This is a genomic window from Streptomyces sp. CB01373 (assembly GCF_002803075.1).
Classification (GTDB): Bacteria; Actinomycetota; Actinomycetes; order Streptomycetales; family Streptomycetaceae; genus Streptomyces.
The window spans coordinates 138,343-161,494 of the sequence record NZ_NNBK01000020.1; the positions used below are offsets into that span (position 1 = coordinate 138,343).

A 23,152-nucleotide genomic window follows, 5' to 3' on the forward strand; every position below is an offset into this window, starting at 1 on the left:
TGCGGGCGTCCGAGTGAGCTGTCGTTCTGAGTGGTATCTGCGCCCGAACCACGTGAGCGTAGCGTGACTGAAGTGTCGCGGTGCGCGAAGGACGGGGCGCGAAGCGTGCGCAGATTCGTTCCGCGATGCGCCCCACCGGGTCACACCTGTCACCCTCGGTGACCACCGCGACGCCCAACTGCGGGAATCCCCAATGGCGTCGGGCCTCCCCCGGACGGCCGAACACGCTCGGTCAGCACCGCTCGCGGCCCTCCCGGGCCGAGATCAGCGCCTGGCGTGTCAACTTCCATCCATCGCCGTGTCGTTCGACGTACCCCAGCGACCGGAGTTCGTACAGTTTCGCGATCGCGTCGTCCATGGTCGTCCGGGCAGCTCGGGCGATCTCGTCCGGCGTCGCCCCGCCGCGCGCCGGCAACGCGGCCAGAACCTGACGGGCGTCCGGTTCCAGCAGGTCGCGCGGGAGTACGGGACCGCGCCGGTCCGGAGCGAGTTCCCCCATGTCGCCGACGAGTTCGACGACTTCCGCGGCGTCGGTGACCAGCACCGCACCATCGCGCAGGAGTTCGTGGACACCGGCGGAGAGCGCGCTGGTGGCCGGGCCGGGCACCCCCATGGTGTGCCGTCCCAGCCGCAACGCCGCCCGTGCGGTGACCAGTGATCCGCTGCGGTGGGCGGCCTCCACGACCACGGTGCCCCGGGTGAGCGCCGCGATCACCCGGTTGCGGACGATGAACCGGCTCGGCGTCGGGTGGTCACCGGGTGGCAACTCGCCGATCACCAGTCCCTGCTGCGCGATCCTGCTGATCAACTCGGTGTGCCCGCGCGGATAGGGCCGGTCGACGCCGCAGGCCAGTACCGCGACGGTGGCACCGCCCGCGGCGAGCGCGCCCCGGTGGGCGGCACCGTCGACTCCGTAGGCGCCGCCGGAGACCACGACCCAGCCGTGCTCCGCGAGGCCGACGGCGAGGGCCGCGGCCATGTGGGCGCCGTACTGGGTGCAGGCCCGGGCGCCGACGAGCGCGACCGAGCGCAGCGCCCATATCCGCAGGCTGGGCCGGCCGCGCACCCACAGTCCCGTGGGCCGCGCGTCGCCGAGGTCGTCGAGCTGCGCGGGCCACTCGGTGTCCCCGGGGCGCACGAACCGCACCCCGGCCTCCCGCGCCGCGGCGAGATCCCGTCCGGGATCGGCCCCTGCCGCCCGGGCGCACAGTCCCGCCCACCGCTTGTCCGACACCCCGGCGAGCCGCGGGCCGCCGTAGCGCAGCCGCCGGGCCACCTCCACCGCCCCGAACTCCCGCAGCCACCGCCCGCCGACCGTGTCCCCGGGTTCCAGGACCCGGCTGAGGAAGACCACGGCGAGCAGCTCGCCGTCGGGGGGCGGGACGGTGCTCACGTCGGCGCCCCGATGGCCATGGGCACTCCCCGGGGCACTCCGGTGCGCAGTTGCAGCGCCAGGGCGACGTCCGACGCGCCGGGCCGGTCGTGGCCGGCGAGGTCCGCGACCGTCCAGGCGACCCGCAGGACACGGTCGAGTCCGCGCACGGTGAGGACGCCCCGCTCCAGACCGCGCTCGGCCTCGTCCATGGCGCCGGCCGCCGCCTGCCAGCGGCTGCGCAGCTCGCGGCCGGGCACTTCGCTGTTGGTGCGCCACGGCGTGCCCGCGAGCCGGGCCGCCGCGCGTTCCCTGGCGGCCCGCACCCGGTCGGCCACCGCCGCCGTGGCCTCGCCCCCGGCCTCGCGCCGGGTGAGTTCGGAGCGGGTGACCGGGTCGACCTCGACCCGCAGGTCGACCCGGTCGAGCAGCGGCCCGGACAGTCTGGCCTGGTAGCGGCGGACCGCCGAGGGCGGGCACTCGCACAGGGTGTCCCGCAGCGAGAACCGTCCGCAGGGGCAGGGGTTGGCCGCGAGCACCATCAGGAACTTCGCCGGGTAGCGCACCACCCCGGCGCTGCGGGCGATCACCACATGGCCCGCCTCCAGCGGCTGGCGCAGGGCGTCGAGCGCATGGCTGCTGAACTCGGGGGTCTCGTCCAGAAAGAGCACGCCCCGGTGGGCCAGCGACACGGCCCCCGGCCTGGCGACGCCCGGGCCGCCCCCGACGAGAGCCTGCATCGTGGCCGAGTGGTGCGGGGCGCAGTAGGGGGCGAGGTCGATCAGCGGTCTGCCCGGCGGCAGGAGTCCGGCCACCGAGTGGATCGCCGTCACCTCCAGAGACTCCTCCCGGGCGAGGCGGGGCAGCAGGGCGGGCAGCCGCTCGGCGAGCATGGTCTTGCCCGCGCCCGGCGGTCCTTCGAGGAACAGGTGGTGCGCCCCGGCCGCGGCGACCTCGACCGCCGTACGGGCCGAGACCTGGCCGACGACGTCAGCCAGGTCGTGTCCCTGGTCCTGCTGGGCGGCGCCCACGCTGTGCATTCCGGCGGCCGCGCCCGTGCCGGGAAGGCGCAGGCCCGCCAGCAGCGGGTCCGGTCGCCCCTGCTCGTCCGGGTCCTCCTCGGGCACCGGCTCGTCGGTCAGCACCGCGATCAGCTGCCGCAGGCTTCGGACGCCGAGGACGGAGACGCCGGGCACCAGCGCGGCCTCGGCGGCGGCGCACTCGGGCACGACCATCTGCTCGTACCCGGAGTCGGCGGCGGCCAGCACCGCCGGCAGGATGCCCCTGACGGGGCGCACCCGCCCGTCCAGGCCGAGCTCCCCGATCATCACGATGTCGGCGAGCACCCGGGGGTCGATCCGCTCGGCGGCGCCGAGCACCGCACAGGCCACGGCCAGGTCGAAGCCGCTGCCGGCCTTGGGCACCGAGGCCGGGCTGAGACCGACCGTGAGCTTCTTCTGCGGCCATTCGCCACCGGAGTTGACCACCGCGGCCCGCACCCTGTCCCGGCTCTCGGTCAGGCTCTTGTCCGGCAGGCCCACCAGGGTGAAGGCGGCGACACCCGGTTCCAGGTCGGCCTGGACCTCGACGACCACGCCCTCGACACCGACGAGGGCCACGGAGCACGTACGCGCGAAGCCCATCAGGCGGCCCCCCGTACGTGCTCGACCACGGGGGCGCCGCGCCGGGGCAGCAGGACGCCGACCAGGTCGATGCGGACGCCTCCCGGCGGCGCCCCTCCGTGGGACTGGATCCAGCGTTCCGCGAGGCCGCGCAGCCGCTCGGCCTTCCCCGGTGTGACCGCGGCCATCGGATGCTCGAAGAGTCCCTCCCGGCGGGTCTTCACCTCGCAGACGACCAGGACGTCGCCGTCCCGGGCCACGATGTCGATCTCACCGGTCCTGCCGCAGCGCCAGTTGCGCTCCAGGACCGTCATGCCGGTCTGCGTCAGCCGGCGGGCCGCCAGTCCCTCTCCGTACCTGCCGAGCGCGCTTCGTGCGTTCATGTCGGCACCACCTCCGGCGCCCACGGTCACGCATCCGGCCCCATGGAGTGGATCTTGGTGGGCTACTCACCGGTTGTGGACAACACGGTCACTCACGCGAGTGACAACAGAGAGCCGACAACAGAGAGCAGCGGCATCGAGGCGGGGTGAGGCCGATGACGACCCTCACCCGCCCGGCAGCTCCAGGTCGCTCTTGTTCAGCTCCTCGATGTTCACGTCCTTGAACGTGAGGACGCGTACCTGCTTCACGAACCGGGCCGGCCGGTACATGTCCCACACCCAGGCGTCGGCCATCGACACCTCGAAGAACACCTCACCCTGCACCGAGTGGACCTGCATCTCGTAGTCGTTGGTGAGGTAGAAGCGCCGCTCGGTCTCGATCACGAATTTGAACAGACCGACGACATCGCGGTACTCCCGGTAGAGCTTGAGCTCCATCTCGGTCTCGTACTTCTCGAGGTCCTCGGCGCTCATGGCATGTTCCCCTTCAGCCGTGCGATCCCACCATTGTGCGCCAGTCCCATGAGGCCCTAGACGATTTCGGTGTCGAGGGTCACGGGCCCGGCCGGGGGACCTTCGTCGAGCAGTGTGCGCAGCAGCTCGGCGAGTCTGGTCGGATACACCGTCTCATGTGCCCGGATCAGTTCCTGACACGTCCACCAGCGCGCTCCGGCGACGCTGCGCCGCTCCAGCTCCGTCAGGGCCGTGGCCTCGACCGCCGTCCGGTCCGTACGGGCCAGGTAGTACCACTCGTCCTGGTTCCAGCGTCGGCCCGCGAACGGGAACGAGCACGTCCGGCGCCACAGCACCGGGCCGAGTTCGACCTCGGTGATGCCGGTCTCCTCGGCGAGTTCCCGCAGGGCGGCCTCCTCGCGCGTCTCGGCGCCCTCCAGGCCGCCGCCCGGGGTGAACCACCAGTCGTCGGCCGGGTCGTCCGGTTCGTGGCCGTGCAGCAGCAGGATGCGGTTCTCGGGGTCGAGCAGGACCACCCGTGCGACCTTGCGCAGCCCTCCGGGCCGGCCGTCCGCGTTCCCGGCGCCCCCGGCGTCCTCAGCGAGCACCGGCCGGCTCCGTCCGGGTGCGGGCGCGCGAGCCGCCGAGCCGCGCCGCGATCGGGCCGTAGGCGCCCCCGGCGAGGACCAGGACGGCACCCGCCACGATCATCGTGGTGATCGTGCGCAGCGGGCCCGGCTGGGAGAGGGCACCGAGCGCCTGGAAGCCGGTGGGGCGCTCCAGCAGGCCCTTCACGGGCCAGACGACGGCGTCGACCCGGGCGTCCACGGCGTCGCGCGAGACGGTGCCCGCGGCCGCGTCGGTGAGGTGGGCGGTGGAGTCCAGGGAGCCGTGGCGTTCGTCTCCGAGCAGGAACAGCCGGCCCTGGGGCACCTTCACGGCCGGGAAGCCGCCGGCCTCGGCGACGGCGCCCTTCAGGTACGGCTCGTCGATCTGCTTGCCGTTGACGGTCAGCCTGCCCTTCTCGCAGCAGGAGACGGTGTCGCCGCCGACGGCGACCACGCGTTTGATCACGGCGGAGTTCTGCACCCAGTTCTTGTCGTGGAAGACGACCACGTCGCCGCGGTGCACCTGGCCGCCGTCGACCCGCTGGGCCAGCACCCGGTCGCCCATGCCGATCGTGGGCGCCATCGAACTGGTGGGCACGGTGTACGGGCTGTAGACCACCGCCGCCCACGCGAATCCCGCGAGGAACAGCGCCAGCCCCACGGCCACCGCCAGACCGGACAGCCGCTCTCCGGCCCTGCCGCCCACCGGGTTCCTGCCTGTGCCGCCGCTGCGCGGGGCCGTACGCGTCGCGCTCTCACCACCCATGGACCCGCACCCTACCGGTCGGTACCGGAACGGGTCAGCCCCTCCTGCCCGGCCACCACCGCACGCTCCACAAGGGCTTCACAGCGGTGGACTCACGAGCGCGAGCCGCAGCGGGCGGGGCTCAGCGGCCTCCCGTGGCCGTCGTCGGCGTGCCCGTGCCGGCCGCGGCCTTCGCGGCCCGCCTGCGCCGCCACACCGCCACCGGCACGACCGCGGTCAGGGCCACGCCCTCGGGGGCCACCGACAGGCCCGCCGCCGAGGACTGCTGGTTGAGGCCCTGCTGGTCGAAGGTGTCCGGAACGGGCAGCGTGCCCCAGCGGTTGATCGGCCAGGCCTTGACGATGGCACGGCCGACGACCTCCTTCACCGGGACCATGCCGTGGTTCTTGTCGCTCTGGTTGTAGCGCGAGTCCCGGGAGTTCTGCCGGTGGTCACCCATGACCCAGATGAAGCCCTTGGGCACGTGAACCTTGAACTGGCCGCCCTGGTCGTCGACGCTGCACGGCGTGTTGCCCGCGTAGACGTACGACTGCTCGTCCAGCGGCTTGCCGTTGACCAGCAGCGGGCCGGTGTTCTTGCACTCGACGGTGTCGCCGCCGACGCCGACGACGCGCTTGATGAGGTCCTTCTCCTCCGCGGACGGCATCAGGCCGATCCAGCTGAGCACCGTCTGCAGCGCGTTCGGGCTGGCCGCCGGCTCGCCCGCCAGCCAGTCGTCCGGGTCGTGGAAGACGACGACCTCGCCGCGCTCGGGCTCGGAGCCGAACCACGGGGTCAGCTTGTCGACCAGGACGCGGTCGCCCCGCTGAAGGGTGTTCTGCATCGAGTCCGAGGGAATCGAGAACGCCTGTACGAGGAAGGTCTTGATCAGCAGCGCCAGCACCAGCGCGATACCGATCAGGATGGGCAGCTCCTTCCAGAAGGAGCGGGGCTTCCTCGCCTCGGGGGTGCTCCCGCTTCCCTGGTCACCGCCGTCGTTGTACTCCGTCACCGTGCCGTCCTCGGCTGTTTCGCTCTCACTCCCGGAGGCCACGGCGCCGCGCGCAGCGGGGTCCGCCGCTCCTTCGGGGTGTCCGCGGTGCTCCTCGCCGTCGTGTCCGGACCGTGCGCCGACCGCCACATCCCCCACGCCAACTCCTCACTCCGTGCCACCGCCTGCCCCATGCGCGGCGCAGGCCCACCACTCCCATAACGAGCGGGAGTTCCGCAGGGCTCGGGAGTCGAACCGATCCGTTCGGATCGTCCGGGGCAACCCTATGCGACAGCCGGGGAGTGGCGGTCGACCCCGCCGCCGCGTCGGACACGGAGGAGAAGGTTTTCGGCTCCTTCAGCATGGTCCAGTGGCCGACGGGCCAGCCGATGACCATGGCCCGCCCCACCACGGACGTCTCCGCGACGGTGCCACCGTACGGGGTGTCCTGGTGGGCCCGCGAGTCGGCGGAGTTGTCCCGGTGGTCGCCCATCACCCACAGCCGGCCCCTGGGGACGGTGATGTCGAACTGGGTGTTGGAGGGTGCGTTGCCCGGATGGAGGTAAGCCCCCTCGTTCAGGGGAACGCCGTTGACGGTCATCCTGCCCTGGGTGTCGCAGCACTTGACATGGTCACCGCCGACGCCGACGACCCGCTTGATGAGGTCCTTCTCGTCGTCGGAGGGCAGCAGGCCGATGAAGGTCAGGCCCTGCTTGACCTGCTTGACGCCGACGGGGTCGTCCGTGTGGGCGGTCTGCTCCCCGGCCAGCCAGCCGCCGGGGTCGTGGAAGACGACGACGTCCCCGCGCTGCGGCTTGGCGCCGAACCACGGGGTGAACTTGTCGACCAGGACCCGGTCGCCGATCTGGATCGTCTGCTCCATGGAGCCGGACGGGATCACGAAGGCCTGTACGAGGAAGGTCTTCAGCACCAGGGCTATGAGCACGGCGACGCCGACCAGGAGCGGTATCTCCCGGACCGCGGAGCGCCTGCGCCGCCGCTTGACCTTGCGTTGCAGCTTGCGCCGCTCCGCGCGGCTGCGGCCGCCGGCCGGACCGGCGGCACGCCGTGCCCCGGTGGGCAGGAGGTTGTCGGCGGCGTCGGCGGAGACGCCGCGCGGTCTGCCGCGGCTACCCATGGATGCCGTCCGCGTGGCCGGCCGCCGGCACGCGCGCGTACGCGTCCGGGCGGTGCAGGTGGGTCCGGTGGCCGAAGGGCCAGACGATCCAGTCGGCCCGGCCGATCACTTCGCCGACCGGGATCATGCCGCCGCCCGGCGAGCCCAGATGGTCGCGGGAGTCGCTGGAGTCGCCGCGGTGGTCACCGAGGACGAACAGGGTGCCCTCGGGCACGACCACGTCGAAGGGCACGGTGGACGGGCTGTCACCGGGATAGAGGAACGCCGACTCGTCGGCCGACCGGCCGTTCACCTGGATTCTGCCCTCCTTGTCACAGCAGACCACATGGTCTCCGCCCACACCCACAACGCGTTTGATGTAGTCGCCGTCCCCGAAGTACCCGGTGCCGTCGAACACGACGACGTCGCCGCGCCGCGGCACGGCTCCAAAACGGTACGCCAACTTGTTTACGGCAACGCGGTCCCCGATCCTCAATCCCGGCTCCATGGATCCGCTCGGAATCTCGAACGGCTGGATCACGAACGTGTTGAGGAGCAGCAGGAGGACCAGGCAGCTCAGCGCGGTCAGGGTGACCCTCCCGCCGGGGAGCCACTCGGTGATCCGCGAGATCAACGCGAAACGCGACCGTTCCTCCGGCCCCCGCGTCCCCGGGGTCGTCCCGGGTTCGCCGTCACAAGGGCGGGAGGAGCGGTCGCGCTCCGTCTGCTGTGCTTCGGTGTCCATCGGGGCCGAATGTTATCCGGCCCCGCCATGAACTCCGGGAGGCGCTCAGTGCTCGCGCTTCTCCTTGATCTTCGCGGCCTTGCCGCGCAGCTCGCGCAGGTAGTACAGCTTGGCGCGGCGCACGTCACCCTTGGTGACGAGCTCGATCTTCTCCACGATCGGGGTGTGCACCGGGAAGGTGCGCTCGACGCCGACGGAGAAGGAGACCTTGCGGACCGTGAAGGTCTCGCGCACGCCGGAGCCCTGGCGACGGATCACCACGCCCTTGAACTGCTGCACACGGGAGCGGTTGCCCTCGATGACGCGGACGTGCACGTTGACGGTGTCGCCCGGGCGGAAGGCCGGGACGTCCTCGCGCAGCGACGCGGCGTCGACGGAGTCGAGCAGGTGAGACATTTCGTCTGCTTTCTTCGTTGATGCCACAGGTCATCAACGGGAACTAGATGTACGGGATCGGGTGCTGCGCGGGTCGGAACGGGCGTCGTGTCCCCCTGCGGCAGGGGCGCACGCCGGACGGCGCACAACAGCGGTCTATTCTTCCATGCCGTCGGTCCGGCGCCAAAATCGGCCCCGCGCCCCGCCCTCGGGGTCCGGCGCCCAGCCCAGGATGGACAGCATCTCGCGGTCCTTCTTGTCGAAGACCTTCGGATCGCAGCGCTCGATCAGGTCGGGCCGGTGGGCCGTCGTACGCCGCAGGGCCTCGTCGCGCCGCCAGCGGGCGATCTTGCCGTGGTGGCCGCTGAGCAGCACCTCGGGGATGCCCTGGCCGCGCCAGAGGGGCGGCTTGGTGTAGACGGGGCCCTCCAGGAGGTTGGCCATGGTGCCGGGCGCGAAGGAGTCGTCGCGGTGCGACTCGGCGTTGCCGAGGACGCCGGGCAGCAGCCGCGCCACGGCCTCGGTGACGACCAGTACGGCCGCCTCGCCGCCGGCGAGGACGTAGTCGCCGATGGAGACCTCGTAGACGGGTATGCGGGTGGCGTACTCGTCCATCACCCGGCGGTCGATGCCCTCGTAGCGGGCCGGTGTGAAGATCAGCCAGGGGCGCTCGGAGAGCTCCACGGCGAGCTCCTGGGTGAAGGGGCGGCCGCTGGGTGTCGGGACGATGAGCGCGGGCGCGTGGGAGCCGGTCTCGTAGCCGTCGGCGAGGACGGTGTCCAGGGCGTCGCCCCAGGGCTCGGTCTTCATGACCATGCCCGGACCGCCGCCGTAGGGCGTGTCGTCGACCGTGTGGTGGCGGTCGTACGTCCAGCCGCGCAGATCGTGGACGTGCACGTTCAGCTGCCCGCGCGCGCGTGCCTTGCCGACGAGGGAGACGTTCAGGGGCTCCAGGTACTCGGGGAAGATCGTGACGACGTCGAGCCGCATCAGGACTCGTCCTCCGAGTTCGCCGTGTCCTCCGAGTCCTCCGCGGGCGTGCGGGAGGAGGCGCCGGGCCCATCGGCGGCCTCGTCGGGTTCGGAGCGGTCGTCGATGAGGCCGGGCGGCGGGTCGACGACCGCCCGCTGCTCCTCCAGGTCGATCTCGGTGACGATCTCCCCGACGAACGGGATCATCACCTCGGTGCCGTCCGGACGCTCGACGATCAGCAGGTCCTGGGAGGGCAGGTGGGAGATCTCGGTGATCCGGCCGATCTCCGTGCCGTCCTCCAGAACGACGTCGAGGTCCATCAGCTGGTGGTCGTAGTACTCGTCCTCGCCCTCGGGAAGCTCCTCCGGGTCGATCTCGGCGATCAGGAGGGTGTTGCGCAGGGCCTCGGCGGCGCTGCGGTCGCTCACGCCCTCGAAGCGCAGCAGGAGGCGGCCGCTGTGGACGCGGCCCGTCTCGATGGTCAGCGGACCGGCGGACGCCGGGTCGGTGGCCAGGACGGCGCCGGGGGCGAGCCGCAGTTCGGGCTCGTCGGTACGTACCTCCACGGTGACCTCGCCCTTGATGCCGTGGGCGCGGCCGATCCGTGCGACTACCAGCTGCACGTGGAAGATCTCCTGTCGGAACGTCAGAACACGAGCCACCGGGCGGCTCATACGACTACGGGCCGGGGACGGCCCAGCGGCCCTCCCCGGCCCGAGCCGGTTGCGCAAAGCGTCAGCGGACGTGGTCCACGTCGACGAGGTCGACACGGACTCCGCGGCCGCCGATGGCGCCCACGACGGTGCGCAGGGCGCGCGCGGTGCGGCCGTTGCGGCCGATCACCTTACCGAGGTCGTCCGGGTGGACCCGGACCTCGAGCACGCGCCCGCGACGCAGGTCGCGCGAGGCGACCTGCACATCGTCAGGGTTGTCGACGATGCCCTTCACGAGGTGCTCAAGCGCCTCCTCGAGCATGCTGCTCAGGCCTCGGTCGACTCAGCCGAAGAAGACTCGGCGCCGGCCTCGTCCTTCTTCTCAGCCTTCTTCTTCTGGGTGATGGCCTCACCCTTGTTCTCGTCGTCACCACCGAGGGCCTCGAACGACGGGCGCGTGGCCTTCTCGGCCGGCTGGAGCAGCGGCGCAGGGGCGGGCTCGCCCTTGAACTTCTGCCAGTCGCCGGTCTTCTTCAGGATGGCGAGCACGGGCTCGGTCGGCTGGGCGCCGACGGAGAGCCAGTACGCCACGCGCTCGGCGTTGACCTCGATGCGCGAGGGGTTCTGCACCGGGTGGTACAGACCGATCTCCTCGATGGCCCGGCCGTCACGGCGGGTACGGGAGTCGGCGACGACGATGCGGTAGTGAGGCGAACGGATCTTGCCCAGACGCTTCAGCTTGATCTTGACTGCCACGGGAGTGGGTTCTCCTGGATTTGACGTGGTTGGGCACGGCGGAGACGCCGCGTGGGGTTGCGGTACCCGAGTGCCCGACGGACGCGTCAGCCGGAGGAGAGAGGGGTCCTGTGCGGCTGTCGAGTACAGCTAGCCATTGTGCCACACCCGGTGGGGCGCTTTCCGCGGAGGGCGTAGGGGCCGCTTCCGGGCACGACTGAGCGGCACCCGGCGCCCCGGGTGCCATGAAACGCGGGGGCCCAACCGCGTCGACGGGGGCGCCGCCGGGTACGGCGGCGCCCCGCGCACCGTCCTGCTGCTCGTCCGGCACCCACGAGATGCCGGGACGCCGTCGGCCGGTCAGCCGGCCGCCGCGCCCACCGGCTCCGGGATCCTGAACGGCTTGCCGCAGCCGCCGCACATGATCGGGGCCTGGGCCAGGACAGAGGGGACGACCCGCACATTGCGGCCGCAGTCGCACACCGCCTTGACCCTGACCCCGCCGCCGGAGGAACCGTGCCGGGCGGCGGGTCCGCGGAAGCTGCGGCCGGTGTCGGTGGAGGTGGCGGCCGAGTGCGCCTTCAGCGCACGCTGGAGGCGCTCGATCGTCGGGCGGTAGCGCCGCTTCGCCTCGGGGCTGAGCGTGACCAGCGAGAAGCCGCTGCTCGGATGCGGCTCCTCGGGGTGGTCCAGGCCCAGCTCCTCGGAGATCGCGAGGAACCTGCGGTTGTGGTAGCGGCCGGCACGGGACGTGTCGCGTACGCCGCGCGCGGCGGCTACGCCATGGACTGCCTCGTGAAGCAGTCGCTCGAAGGAGAGTTCGTGTCCGCATGCGGACGAGGACTCCCCGATCAGGGACTCAGGCGCGGCAAGGTCCGGCAGCTCGGGGTGGTACCGCTGAATGTCGGCCCACGCCTGCGCCAGCTCTGCGGCGAGAACAGGTGGTGTCGTGCTCACGTAATGACAACGAGCCGAAGGGCCGCTGTGTTCCTATTCCGGGGCATCCCAAATAATTTGCACGTACCCGTCAGTCGTCACTGATGCGTCCTGACGAGGGCGGGTGCGCTGATCTGCGGAGAAGCCGCACAGCTCATCCCAAGGTGGTGCGCAAAGGGAGTACGCACCGGCGCGTACGACACTCCCGCACGCCGGGGGCGGCGGGATCGGGCCACGCGCAAGAGGCGTTTCGGCCGCTTCCCGGGCCAAAGAGCCTCAACCGGTCGGAGACCCCCGACGTTACCCGGTGCGCTCGCCGCGTCCGACACCGGCCCACGGGACAGCCGACTTCCGGCCACGTCGATCCCGGGCCCAGGTTGCCGGTACGTGAAATCCCGGCCCGTACCGCCCCAGGAGGCAAGCGGGGCCCCGCGACCCCTGGACGCGGGCGAGGGCACGCAGTTATCTGGCATACGGGGGAAGTGGGAGCGCACTGCACGGGGGCCACGGAACCGGGCACAACGGCAGCACTCGGCGGATTGGGGCGCCTATCCATGACACCTGCGCTCGTGCGGCGGCACTTACAGAACACGGCGACAGCGGCCGACTCGGAGCCACGCGCACGCGCGCGTGACTGGTCCGAGATCCAGGAGCGGATGCTGGTCCCGCTCCACGAGGCCGTCTACGCGCGGCTGGAGGTGGGCTCCGGCACCCGGCTGCTGGCCCTCGGCTGCGGCTCCGGACTCGCCCTGCTCCTGGCCGCGGCCAGAGGGGCGACGGTCACCGGCGTCGACCGCTCCTGCCCGGAGCGGCTCGCCCTCGCCCGGCAGCGGCTGCTGCCGGAACCGTGGAACACACGTACGCGTACGGCCGCCCGGATCGTCGACGGCTCGCCACGGGACGCGGCCGGCCCCGGAGCCGACCCGTACACCCTCGTGACCGCCTTCGAGCCGATCGGCTGCCTCGCGGGCGACTCGGAGGGGCTCGCCGGCCTGCTGGCCGCCGCGACACCGCTCGCCGAGAAAGGGGCGCCCGTGGTCCTCGCAGGCTGGGGACCGCCGGAGCGCTGTGCGACCTCGTCCGTGCTGCGGGTGGCCACCAAGCTCGCCGATCCGCTGCGCAGTCCCGGAAGCTGGCGCCCCGCCCTGCGCGACGACCTGGAGGAGGTGGCCCAGCGCGCCGGCCTGCGGCCCGACGGTTCCGGCCGCGTCGCCTGCCCGTTCGGGTACGCCGACCTCGACAGCGCGGTGCGCGGACTGCTCTCCACGGGGCTGTTCGACGCGGCCGTCGCCGCCACCGACCAGGACCAGGTCGACAAGGAACTCGCCGAGGCCCTGCACGCGCACCAGCGCCCTGACGGCACCGTGTGGATGCCCAACGTCTTCCGGTACCTGATCGCACGGACGCCCTGAACCTCGCGGAACGGGTCTCACCGGACGCCGTCGCCGGCCTCCGCCTCCTTGCGCAGCCGGGTGATCCCGGCGACCCGGTAGGCGTCGGCCTCCTCCAGCGTCTCGTTCTCCAGCAGCGCCTGCGCCAGCGCGTCCAGCTGCTCCCGGTGGTCACGCAGCTTGCGGCACGCCTCGTCGTAGCACTCGTCGACGATGCGCCGCATCTCGCTGTCGATGGCGTCCAGGGTCTGTGGGGCGGCGGCGAGCCCGTAGGCCTGCTGGGCGTCGTCCGGGAGGGCGGAGAGACGGCCCACATGCTCGCTCATGCCCCAGCGGGCCACCATCCCGCGCGCGATGCCGGTGACCTGTTCGAGGTCGTGCTCGGAGCCCGTCGTGATCACCCCGTAGACGACGTGTTCCGCCGCCATGCCACCCAGCGCGCCGATGATGCGGCCCCGCAGGTACTCCTCCGTGTACGCGTACTTGTCGGACTCGGGCGTCGACAGCGTCACCCCGAGCGCCCTCCCGCGCGGCACGATGGTGATCTTGCGTACGGGGTCGGCACCGGGCTGGAGCATGCCCAGCAGGGCGTGCCCGCTCTCGTGGTACGCGGTGCGCCTGCGCTCCTCCTCGGGCATCACCAGCGCACGTTCGGCGCCGAGCTGGACCTTCTCCAGCGCCTCCGAGAAGTCGGTCGGCGTCACCTGCTCCTGCCGCCGCTTGACCGCGAGCAGGGCGGCCTCGTTGGCGAGATTGGCCAGCTCCGCCCCGGTCATGCCCGGAGTCGTACGCGCCACCCGGGCGAGGTCCACGTCCGGGGCGAGCGGGATCCGGCGGGTGTGGATCCGCAGGATCGCCTCGCGGCCGCCCCGGTCCGGCGGGGAGACGCTCACCACCCGGTCGAAACGGCCCGGCCGGGTCAGCGCGGGGTCCAGCACGTCGGCGCGGTTCGTGGCGGCGAGCACGATGACGCCCTCCGAGCCGGAGAAGCCGTCCATCTCCGTCAGGATCTGGTTCAGCGTCTGCTCGCGCTCGTCGTGCCCGCCCATCGAGGCGCCGCCGCCCCGGGCCCGGCCGATGGTGTCGATCTCGTCGATGAACACGATCGACGGCGCCACCTTGCGGGCCTCGGCGAACAGCTCGCGCACCCGGGAGGCACCCACCCCCACGATCATCTCGATGAACTCGGACGCCGACGCCGAGAAGAACGGCACACCCGCCTCACCGGCCACGGCCCGCGCGAGCAACGTCTTGCCCGTGCCCGGCGCCCCCGTGAGCAGCACCCCGCGCGGCATCTTCGCGCCCATGTGGCGATAGGCGTCCGGATGCTCCAGGAAGTCCACGACGTCGTCGAGCTCGCCCTTGACCTCGTCGATGCCCGCCACGTCCGCGAAGGTGGTGCGCTGGGTGCCCGGCTGGAGTTCGACCGGCCTGGGCGGCGCCTTGCGCCCCAGCAGACCGCCCGGCCCGCCGAGACCCGAGCCGATCCGCCGCGCGAAGAAGATCCACAGCGCGGCCAGCACCACGATCGGCGCCAGCGAGAGCAGCAGGTTCGGCAGCAGGCCGCGCTCCTGCACGACCGGCTGCGCGGTCACCGTGACATGGTGGCTGCTCAGGCTCTGCCAGAGCTTGTCGTCCGCGAAGGCCGGGCGCTGGGTCTTGAACTTGGTGTACTTCCCCCCGCCCTGCGGATTGGCCTGGGCGCTCCTGAGCCGGCCCTGGATCGCGTCGCCCTTGGAGTAGATCGTGCCGACGTTGCCGGCGCCGAGCTGCCTGCTGAACTCGGTGTACGAGATCGTCGGCTCGTTGCCCTGGTTGTAGTAGCTCAGCCCGCCGTAGGCCACCAGGAAGACGATCACCGCGGTGACGAGCAGCCCCCACCACCTGCCGCGCATCCGCCTGCCACCGGGCCGCCCCGGCGGCTCGTCCGGCGTGCCCTCGGTACGCCACGGCTGGTCAGAGCCATCGCGCGACGGCGCGGCATTGCTCATATCTGGACGTTACGACACATGGCGTACCCCGGCACGCGCTGAGGGCGCCCCTCCACGGAAGGGCGCCCTCGGCGTTGTCCAGACGCCGTACGGGTGACACGCGGGTCCCGTACGGCGCTCGGGTGGGCCTCAGCCCATGAACTTCTTGAACTCGTCCGGAAGCTCGAAGTCCTGGCCGCCCTGCTGCGGCAGTCCGAGGGCGCCGCCGGACTGGGCGGCGGCGGCGCGGCGCTCGGCCTCCTCCTGCTCCTGCTGCTTGCGCTTCATCGGGTTGCCGGAGCGCTGCTTGCCCTTGGCCTTCTTCGGCTGCTTCTTGGACCGGCCGGGACCGCCGCCCATGCCCGGGATCCCCGGCATGCCGGGCATCCCGCCGCCCTGGGCCATGCGGGACATCATCTTGCGCGCCTCGAAGAACCGCTCGACCAGGTTCTTCACCGCGCTGACCTCGACGCCGGAACCCTTGGCGATACGGGCGCGGCGCGAGCCGTTGATGACGGTCGGGTCCTGGCGCTCGCCCGGGGTCATCGACTTGATGATCGCGGCCGTGCGGTCGACGTCCCGCTCGTCGATGTTGTTGATCTGGTCCTTGATCTGGCCCATGCCGGGCAGCATGCCGAGCAGCTTGCTGATGCTGCCCATCTTCCTGACCTGCTCCATCTGGGCCAGGAAGTCGTCCAGGGTGAAGTCCTGGCCCTTCTTGGACGCCAGCTTGGAGGCCATCTTCTCGGCCTCTTCCTGGCTGAACGTCTTCTCCGCCTGCTCGATCAGGGTGAGCAGGTCACCCATGTCGAGGATGCGGGAGGCCATCCGGTCCGGGTGGAAGGCGTCGAAGTCGTCGAGCTTCTCACCGTTGGACGCGAACATGATCGGCTTGCCGGTGATCTGCCGGATCGACAGGGCCGCGCCACCGCGGGCGTCACCGTCGAGCTTGGACAGCACCACGCCGTCGAAGCCGACGCCGTCGCGGAAGGCCTCGGCGGTGTTGACGGCGTCCTGGCCGATCATCGAGTCGACGACGAACAGGATCTCGTCGGGGCTGACGACGTCCCTGATGTCCGCCGCCTGCTGCATCATCTCCTGGTCGATGCCGAGGCGGCCGGCGGTGTCCACGATCACGATGTCGTGGACCTGGGTCCGCGCGTGCTCGATGGAGTCCTTGGCGACCTTGACCGGGTCGCCCACGCCGTTGCCCGGCTCGGGCGCGTAGACGGCGACGCCGGCGCGCTCGGCGACGACGCTGAGCTGGTTGACGGCGTTCGGGCGCTGGAGGTCACAGGCGACCAGCAGCGGGGAGTGGCCCTGCTCCTTGAGCCACCTGCCGAGCTTGCCCGCGAGGGTGGTCTTACCGGCACCCTGGAGACCGGCCAGCATGATCACGGTGGGCGGCTGCTTGGCGAAGCGCAGACGGCGGGTCTCCCCGCCGAGGATGGTCACCAGCTCGTCGTTGACGATCTTGATGAACTGCTGCGCAGGGTTCAGGGCCTTGGAAATCTCGATTCCAAGGGCCCTTTCCTTCACGTTCTTGATGAACGTCCGGACAACGGGCAGGGCCACGTCCGCCTCGAGGAGCGCGATGCGGATCTCGCGAGCCGTCGCGTCGATGTCCGCTTCGCTGAGGCGCCCCTTGCCCCTGAGGGACTTGAAGGTGGCTGAGAGGCGGTCGGAGAGAGTATCGAACACGGCGGCGTCGGTCCTCGGCATAGGCGACAGGATGGATCGCCCTCCAGGGTATCCGGCTCCGCAAGGGATTCGTCCCCGCCCACAGGGTGAACGGGCGGGGACGCAAGCCCCGCGTCGGCGGGGAGCAGGCATTCACCACCTTGAGCACGTGCTGAGCCGGCGGATCATCCCCGCATGAGGCGAGGAGCACACACCACAATCAACGCAAACAACGACCGCGAGGTCACGTCCGCAGCGCCTCCTCCAGCCGTCGCGCCACCGACGCCGCCTCCTGGTCGGGAAGCGGGTCGCCCGCGGGGCCGGTGACGTAGAAGGCATCCACGGCGTTCGCTCCCAGCGTGCTGACGTGGGCGCTGCGCACCCGTAGCTTCGCGTCCTCCAGCGCCCGTCCGATCCGGAACAGCAGTCCCGGCGCGTCCTGTGCGCGGACCTCGATCACGGTGGCGTGCCGGGAGGCGGCCGGGGCGACCGTGACCCGGGGCGGGGGCGCGGCCACGCCGTGGCGGCGCGGGTAGGCGGCGTCGCGTTCGGCGAGGCGGCCGCCGATGTCGAGGGAGCCGTCCAGAGCGCGGACCAGGTCGGCGCGCAGCCGGGCGGCCTGGGGCAGAGCGCCGTACTCGGCGGCGACCCTCCAGTCCAGCAGGAGCACGGAGCCGCCCTCGACGCCGTCCGGCAGGTCCAGCGGCCGCAGCTCGGCCGTGCGGACGGTGAGCCGGTGGGTCGCCAGCACTCCGGCGACCGAGGGCAGGACGCCGGGCTGGTCGGGGACGGCTATCAGCAGTTCGACGCCGAGCGGCTCGGGCTCCCCCGGGTGCTCCTCGACGGGCGGCTCGGTCCGCGCCCGCAGGGCCAGGGCCGGCCCGCCGGTGCGGAAGGCCTCGATGGCGAGACGTTCCTGCTCGGCGGTGGGCGTGGCGGGCTCGGGCTCGTCGGGCATGTCCCCGGCGAGGACCGCGCGGACCCGTCCGACCAGGTCGGTGACGAGGGAGCCGCGCCAGGACGACCAGGCGGCGGGCCCGGTGGCCAGGGCGTCCGCCTCGGTGAGGGCGTGCAGCAGTTCGAGGGTGCTCTGGGTGCCGACCGCCTCGGCGACGGCGCGGACGGTGGCCGGGTCGTCCAGGTCGCGCCGGGTGGCGGTCCGGACGAGCAGCAGATGGTGGCGTACGAGGGTGGCGAGCACCCGGGTGTCCGCCGGGTCGAGGCCGATGCGCCCGGCGACCTCCGCGGCGATGGGCTCCCCGGCCGCGCAGTGGTCGCCGGGCCGGCCCTTGCCGATGTCGTGCAGCAGCGCGGCGACCAGGAGCAGGTCGGGGCGGCCGACCCGCCGGGTGAGGGCGGAGGCGCGGACGGCGGTCTCGATCAGGTGGCGGTCGACCGTCCAGCGGTGGACGGCGTTGCGCTGCGGGCGGCAGCGCACCCGTTCCCAGTCGGGCAGGAGCCGGGTGATCAGCCCTTCCGCGTCCAGTGCCTCCCAGACCTCGACGGTGGGGCGGCCGGAGCCGAGCAGAGTGACGAGCTGTTCGCGGGCCTCGGCGGGCCAGGGCGTGGGCAGCGGGCGCGCGGTGGCGGCAAGGTGCCGTACCGCGTGCGGGGAGAGCGGCAGGCCCGCCTGCGCGGCGGCGGCAGCGGCGCGCAGCGGCAGCACGGGGTCGTGCTCGGGGCGCGCGGTGCGGGCGAGCCCGACCTCGCCGTCCTGTTCCACCACGCCTTCGGCGAGCGGGGTGCGCTCCGCGACCTGCTTCCCGCCGCCGAGCAGGGCGCGCAGCCTCGGCCGCACGGCGCGTGACCGGAGCACGCGCCCCACCTCGCGCCAGGTGACGTCACCGGCGTACGAGAGGACACGGGCCGCCTCGTACACCTGGCGCAGGAGCGCGTCGGCGTCGGGCAGGCCCAGTTCCGCGGCGACCTGGTCCTGGTCCTGCAGGGCGAGCCGGTCGGTGGCGCGGCCCGTCGTCAGGTGCAGGACGTCGCGCACGTCGAGCAGCCGGCGGCGGGCGTCGGCGAGGCCCTCGCGCGGGGCGTCCGCGAGCCAGGAGGCGGCGACGGCGCGCAGGGCGGTGGCGTCCCGCAGGCCGCCGCGGGCCTCTTTGAGGTCGGGTTCCAGGAGGTACCTCAACTCGCCCTGCCGTTCGGCGCGTTCGGCGCACAGGTCGCGGAGTTCGGGCAGCCGTCCCGGCGCCTGGTTGCGCCAGTCGGCGAGGATCGCGGTGCGCAGTGCGGTCGTCAGGCCGAGGTCGCCGGCGAGGTGCCGGGCGTCCAGCAGGCCGAGCTGGACCTTGAGGTCCTCGCGTGCCGCCCGGCGGGCCTCGGCCGGGGTGCGGACCGCGTGGTCGAGGGCGAGGCCGAGGTCCCACACGGGGTACCAGAGGCGGTCGGCGAGGGCGGCGATCTCCTCGGGGTCGCCGCCGTGGTGCAGGAGCAGCAGGTCCAGGTCGCTGCGGGGCGACAGCTCCCCGTGCCCGTAGCCGCCCACGGCGACGAGGGCGACGCCCCGCAGTCTCCCGGCCGCCGCGGTGAACAGCTCCGCGAGCCAGCCGTCGGTCAGTTCGGCGAGCGCGGTCCGGCGCGGTTTCCCCGACGGTGTCCCCTCGGTGAGGAGGCGCAGCCGGGCCGCCGCGTAGCCTTTCTCCGCTTCGCCTCGTACGTCCGCGCCCGTCATCGGCGGCTCCTGTCCTCGCCGTTCAGAGCGCGTCCGGGCCGCGCTCGCCGGTGCGGACCCGGACCGCCGTCTCGACCGGCACGGACCAGACCTTGCCGTCACCGATCTTGCCCGTGCGGGCGGCCTTGACGACGACCTCGATCAGCTGCTCGGCCTCGTCGTCCTCGACGAGCACCTCGATGCGGATCTTGGGCACCAGGTCGACGGTGTACTCGGCTCCGCGGTAGACCTCGGTGTGGCCGCGCTGGCGTCCGTAGCCGCTCGCCTCGGTGACGGTGAGGCCGTTGACGCCGAACGACTGGAGGGCCTCCTTGATCTCGTCGAGCCGGTGGGGCTTGACCACGGCGGTGATGAGCTTCATGCGTCCACCTTCCTGCTCCGTGTGGCGGCCTTCTTGATCTGCGCGGCGGCCAGGGCCGGGGTGGCGACGCCGACGACTCCGCCGCCCGCTCCGGTGAGGTCGTACGCGGTCTCGGCGTGCTCGGCCTGGTCGATGCCGGAGACCTCCTCGTCCTCGGTGACCCGCATGCCGATGGTCCGGTCCAGGAGGAAGGCGAGGACCGCGGAGGCGATCAGGGAGTAGGCGAGGACGGCGAAGACTCCGGCGCACTGCTTCCAGAACTGCTCCAGGCCACCGCCGTAGAACAGGCCCCGGACGGCGGACTGGCCCTTGCCGCTGGCGAAGAGGCCGATCAGCAGGGAGCCGACGACGCCGCCGACCATGTGGACGCCGACCACGTCGAGGGAGTCGTCGTAGCCGAACCGGTACTTCAGGCCGACCGCCATGGCGCACAGGACTCCGGCGACGGCGCCCACGGCCATCGCGCCGAGCGGGGAGACGGCGCCGCCGGACGGGGTGATCGCGACCAGTCCGGCGACCGCGCCGGAGGCGGCTCCGAGAGTGGTGAACGCGCCGTGCCGGACCTTCTCGTAGGCGAGCCAGGCGAGCATGGCGGTGCCGGTGGCGACCTGGGTGTTGACGAACATCAGCGGGCCGACGCCGTCGTCGTTGCCGAGCCAGGAGCCGGCGTTGAAGCCGAACCAGCCGAACCACAGCAGGCCCGCACCGAGCATGACCAGCGGGAGGCTGTGCGGGCGCATCGGGTCCTTCCTGAATCCGATGCGCTTTCCGATGACGAGGATCACGCCGAGTGCCGCCGCGCCGGCGTTGATGTGGACCGCGGTGCCGCCCGCGAAGTCGATCACTCCGAGTTTGCCGGCCCAGCCGCCGGGGCCCCAGACCCAGTGGGCGACCGGGAAGTACACGACCGTGACCCACAGCACCAGGAACAGTGTCCAGGCGCTGAACTTCACCCGGTCGGCCAGGGCTCCGCTGATCAGGGCGGGGGTGATGATCGCGAACATCAGCTGGAAGACGGCGAAGACGAAGACCGGGATGGTGGATCCCGGCCACAGTTCGGTCTTGCCGATGCCGCTGAAGCCGACGAAGCCGGAGGTCCAGCCGATGAGGGAGCCCCGGTCGGTGCCGAAGGCCATCGAGAAGCCGTAGAGCACCCACAGGACGGTGACGGCTCCGAGGCTGATGAAGCTCATCATCAGCATGTTCAGCGTGCTCTTGACCCGGACCATGCCTCCGTAGAAGAAGGCCAGTCCGGGGGTCATCAGCATCACGAGGGCGGAACAGATGAGCATGAAGCCGGTGTTGGCGGACGACAGTTTGGGCGCGTCCGCCGCCAGCATGATGGCGGCTGGTGCCATCGGCGTCTCCTCGTCGGTCGGTACGGCCCCGTGCGGGCGGCCGGGCGAAGCCTTGCTCGGTCCGGTCGGCGAGTCGGCGCGGGCTTGGCCGGCCGACCGTGTCACGAGACTGGCCGAGCGCGGTTTCGGCGGACGCCTCTCGTTGTTTCGCCCGGATGACGAAGAGATCTGCTGTGTTACGTGGCGGTGAATCGCGTGATGACGTGCCGTGAAGCCTGTACGGAAGAACAGGCCGACCGCGGGCGGCCTTCCGATGACCAGGCATGGGGGAGCCGAGTCGGGCAGTTCGGGAGGGCCGGCCGCGGCCGGGGTCGGGGAGGCGCTGTCAGACGGCCTCGGCGGCGGTCTCGGGCAGTTCGAGGGCGAGCTGTTCGGTCAGGTCGATGACCTCGGCGACGTCCCCGTAGGTGCGTACGGCGTTGTCGACGGTCTTGCGGATACGGGTGTTCACGCGCTCGGAGCGGACCTTCTTGGCCACCCTCATGGCCTGCCTCGCGTACTCGGTGCTCTGCTCGGGCTCGCGCTGGAGCAGCTGCACCGTGGCCATGCCGATGAGGTTCAGGGCGTACGACCGCTGGTGTTCGTGGTCCTCGGCGAACCGTTCCACGGCCTTCTGCATCAGCGGCTCCGCCAGGGAGGCGTAGGTGGGGCTGCGGCCGGCGACGTAGGCGAGGTCACGGAAGGAGTGGGAGTTCTCTCCGTACAGCTCGGCCTCGGAGAAGAAGCGGATCCAGTCGGGGTCCGGCTCGTCCCAGTCCTCGGCGTCACCGAAGGAGTCCTCGGCCATGCGCACGGCGCGCTTGCACTTGCCGGGCTGGCCCATGTTGGCGTAGGCGCGGGCCTCCAGCGCGTACAGCATGGACTGGGTGCGCGGGCTCGCGCAGTCGCGGCTGCCGTACTGTGCGAGGTGGATGAGTTCCAGGGCGTCCTCGGGGCGGCCGAGGTGGATCATCTGGCGGCTCATGCTGGACAGGACGTAGGAGCCGAGCGGCTTGTCGCCGGCTTCCTTGGCGGCGTGCAGGGCGAGCACGAAGTACTTCTGGGCGGTGGGCTGGAGTCCCACGTCGTAGCTCATCCAGCCGGCCAGTTCGGCGAGTTCGGCGGCGACCTTGAACAGCCGGCGGCCGGTGGGTTCGGGCTGGGGCTCCTGGAGGAGGTCCGTCACCTCGTGCAACTGGCCGACGACGGCCTTGCGGCGCAGGCCGCCGCCGCACTGGGCGTCCCACTGCCGGAACATCACCGTGGTGGTCTCCAGCAGCTCCAGCTCGGGCCGGGAGAGCCGGCCGGGGCGGCGGGAGGCGGCCTGCGGTTCGGGCTCCGCCAGGGGCGCCGGGGGCACGGGCACGAGCCAGCGCTGGAGCGGTTCGATGAGGGACGGGCCCGCGGACAGCGCCAGCGACGTTCCGAGGAAGCCGCGCCGCGCCAGCATCAGGTCGCTGCGCGAGAACTCGCTGAGCAGGGCCACGGTCTGCGGGCCCGTCCAGGGCAGGTCGACACCGGTGGCGGAGGGCGTCGGGCGTGCGGTGCGCAGGCCCAGGTCCTCCACGGCGACGACGCAGCCGAAACGCTCGGAGAAGAGCTCCGAGAGGATTCTGGGGATCGGCTCGCGCGGGTTCTCGCCGTCCAGCCAGCGCCTGACGCGCGAGGTGTCGGTGGAGATGTGGCTGGCGCCCAGCTGGCGGGCGCGGCGGTTGACCTGGCGGGCCAGCTCGCCCTTGGACCAGCCGCTGCGCACGAACCACGAGGCGAGCAGCTCGTTCGGGCGCTTGTCCGCGCTCGCAGCGCTCGTCCCGCTTCCGCCGTTGCCGCTCACTGGAACGCCCCCATCCCTGAGACCACTTGTCGCTTGGTGCGCCAAGCCCTATCAGAATGCCGGTCAACAAGGCCTTTCGTCCGCCGATTCTCACCCTTCGAACCGACTGCCGAGTTGCCTCCGGCATACCCACGAGTGCATGTGCCCCCAGGCCTCGCACACTCACAGTAATCCTACGATCACCCGCTCAGC

At 71.9% G+C, this 23,152-nt stretch carries 22 protein-coding genes; 1 reads left to right on the forward strand and 21 read right to left on the reverse strand.

The annotated features are described in order from the left end of the window. Positions 1-232: 232 nt before the first annotated feature. From dprA to CG719_RS29360, 15 genes are all read right to left on the reverse strand, one after another. Positions 233-1,393, reverse strand: a complete 1,161-nt coding sequence (gene dprA, locus CG719_RS29290; RefSeq protein ID WP_100571723.1) for a DNA-processing protein DprA — start codon at positions 1,391-1,393, stop codon at positions 233-235. Then, entirely contained in the window at positions 1,390-3,015 is a 1,626-nt protein-coding gene (locus tag CG719_RS29295) for a YifB family Mg chelatase-like AAA ATPase (protein ID WP_100571724.1), read from the reverse strand. The genes dprA and CG719_RS29295 overlap by 4 nt, the downstream gene beginning before the upstream one ends. After that, positions 3,015-3,377 (reverse strand): YraN family protein, encoded by a 363-nt coding sequence (locus CG719_RS29300; protein WP_199836825.1) that lies wholly within the window; start codon positions 3,375-3,377, stop codon positions 3,015-3,017. Before CG719_RS29300 ends, CG719_RS29295 begins: the two co-directional genes overlap by 1 nt. 165 nt (positions 3,378-3,542) lie before the next feature. Beyond that, positions 3,543-3,851 (reverse strand): DUF2469 domain-containing protein, encoded by a 309-nt coding sequence (locus CG719_RS29305; protein WP_043444228.1) that lies wholly within the window; start codon positions 3,849-3,851, stop codon positions 3,543-3,545. A 56-nt stretch (positions 3,852-3,907) separates the two neighbouring features. Continuing rightward, positions 3,908-4,438: an NUDIX hydrolase gene (locus tag CG719_RS29310; protein ID WP_100571726.1), complete on the reverse strand. Its 531-nt coding sequence runs from the start codon at positions 4,436-4,438 to the stop codon at positions 3,908-3,910. Then, positions 4,428-5,204: a signal peptidase I gene (gene lepB, locus CG719_RS29315; RefSeq protein ID WP_100571727.1), complete on the reverse strand. Its 777-nt coding sequence runs from the start codon at positions 5,202-5,204 to the stop codon at positions 4,428-4,430. Before lepB (CG719_RS29315) ends, CG719_RS29310 begins: the two co-directional genes overlap by 11 nt. A 121-nt stretch (positions 5,205-5,325) precedes the next feature. Then, positions 5,326-6,333 (reverse strand): signal peptidase I, encoded by a 1,008-nt coding sequence (gene lepB, locus CG719_RS29320; protein ID WP_100571728.1) that lies wholly within the window; start codon positions 6,331-6,333, stop codon positions 5,326-5,328. Beyond that, complete coding sequence (gene lepB, locus CG719_RS29325) at positions 6,221-7,312, reverse strand: signal peptidase I (protein ID WP_100571729.1); 1,092 nt, start codon at positions 7,310-7,312, stop codon at positions 6,221-6,223. Before lepB (CG719_RS29325) ends, lepB (CG719_RS29320) begins: the two co-directional genes overlap by 113 nt. Beyond that, positions 7,305-8,036 (reverse strand): signal peptidase I, encoded by a 732-nt coding sequence (gene lepB / locus CG719_RS29330; protein ID WP_100571730.1) that lies wholly within the window; start codon positions 8,034-8,036, stop codon positions 7,305-7,307. Before lepB (CG719_RS29330) ends, lepB (CG719_RS29325) begins: the two co-directional genes overlap by 8 nt. 45 nt (positions 8,037-8,081) lie before the next feature. Continuing rightward, positions 8,082-8,432, reverse strand: coding sequence for a 50S ribosomal protein L19 (gene rplS / locus CG719_RS29335; RefSeq protein ID WP_100571731.1), 351 nt, complete (start codon positions 8,430-8,432; stop codon positions 8,082-8,084). Positions 8,433-8,567: 135 nt separating this feature from the next. Continuing rightward, positions 8,568-9,401 carry a tRNA (guanosine(37)-N1)-methyltransferase TrmD gene (trmD, locus tag CG719_RS29340; RefSeq protein ID WP_100571732.1) on the reverse strand — a complete coding sequence of 278 codons (834 nt, stop codon included), beginning with the start codon at positions 9,399-9,401 and terminating at the stop codon, positions 8,568-8,570. After that, on the reverse strand, positions 9,401-10,006 hold the full coding sequence (gene rimM / locus CG719_RS29345) for a ribosome maturation factor RimM (RefSeq protein ID WP_100571791.1): 606 nt from the start codon (positions 10,004-10,006) through the stop codon (positions 9,401-9,403). Before rimM ends, trmD begins: the two co-directional genes overlap by 1 nt. A 112-nt stretch (positions 10,007-10,118) precedes the next feature. Beyond that, positions 10,119-10,358: an RNA-binding protein gene (locus CG719_RS29350; protein ID WP_005479813.1), complete on the reverse strand. Its 240-nt coding sequence runs from the start codon at positions 10,356-10,358 to the stop codon at positions 10,119-10,121. Between the two features lie 5 nt (positions 10,359-10,363). Beyond that, positions 10,364-10,792, reverse strand: a complete 429-nt coding sequence (gene rpsP, locus CG719_RS29355; RefSeq protein WP_100571733.1) for a 30S ribosomal protein S16 — start codon at positions 10,790-10,792, stop codon at positions 10,364-10,366. 339 nt (positions 10,793-11,131) lie between these two features. Beyond that, a complete protein-coding gene (locus CG719_RS29360; RefSeq protein WP_100571734.1) occupies positions 11,132-11,728 on the reverse strand; it encodes a hypothetical protein in 597 nt (198 codons plus the stop codon). 533 nt (positions 11,729-12,261) lie between these two features. Here CG719_RS29360 and CG719_RS29365 point away from each other — a divergent pair. Next, the gene (locus tag CG719_RS29365; protein ID WP_100571735.1) at positions 12,262-13,119 is read left to right on the forward strand and encodes a class I SAM-dependent methyltransferase; all 858 of its coding nucleotides are present in this window, start codon (positions 12,262-12,264) and stop codon (positions 13,117-13,119) included. Between the two features lie 17 nt (positions 13,120-13,136). Here the strand turns inward: CG719_RS29365 and ftsH are convergent, their stop codons facing one another. The 6 genes from ftsH to nsdA all read right to left on the reverse strand — a co-directional run bounded on the left by ftsH (position 13,137) and on the right by nsdA (position 22,960). Continuing rightward, positions 13,137-15,089, reverse strand: coding sequence for an ATP-dependent zinc metalloprotease FtsH (gene ftsH / locus CG719_RS29370; protein WP_100571736.1), 1,953 nt, complete (start codon positions 15,087-15,089; stop codon positions 13,137-13,139). A 129-nt stretch (positions 15,090-15,218) separates the two neighbouring features. Then, positions 15,219-16,769 (reverse strand): signal recognition particle protein, encoded by a 1,551-nt coding sequence (ffh, locus tag CG719_RS29375; RefSeq protein WP_100571792.1) that lies wholly within the window; start codon positions 16,767-16,769, stop codon positions 15,219-15,221. Positions 16,770-16,992: 223 nt separating this feature from the next. Continuing rightward, positions 16,993-19,428, reverse strand: a complete 2,436-nt coding sequence (locus CG719_RS29380) for a [protein-PII] uridylyltransferase (RefSeq protein ID WP_100571737.1) — start codon at positions 19,426-19,428, stop codon at positions 16,993-16,995. A gap of 22 nt (positions 19,429-19,450) precedes the next feature. Continuing rightward, positions 19,451-19,789, reverse strand: a complete 339-nt coding sequence (locus CG719_RS29385) for a P-II family nitrogen regulator (RefSeq protein ID WP_100571738.1) — start codon at positions 19,787-19,789, stop codon at positions 19,451-19,453. Further along, the gene (locus CG719_RS29390) at positions 19,786-21,147 is read right to left on the reverse strand and encodes an ammonium transporter (protein ID WP_100571739.1); all 1,362 of its coding nucleotides are present in this window, start codon (positions 21,145-21,147) and stop codon (positions 19,786-19,788) included. The genes CG719_RS29385 and CG719_RS29390 overlap by 4 nt, the downstream gene beginning before the upstream one ends. Before the next feature lie 325 nt (positions 21,148-21,472). Next, positions 21,473-22,960 (reverse strand): transcriptional repressor NsdA, encoded by a 1,488-nt coding sequence (gene nsdA / locus CG719_RS29395; RefSeq protein WP_100571740.1) that lies wholly within the window; start codon positions 22,958-22,960, stop codon positions 21,473-21,475. Positions 22,961-23,152 lie beyond the last annotated feature (192 nt).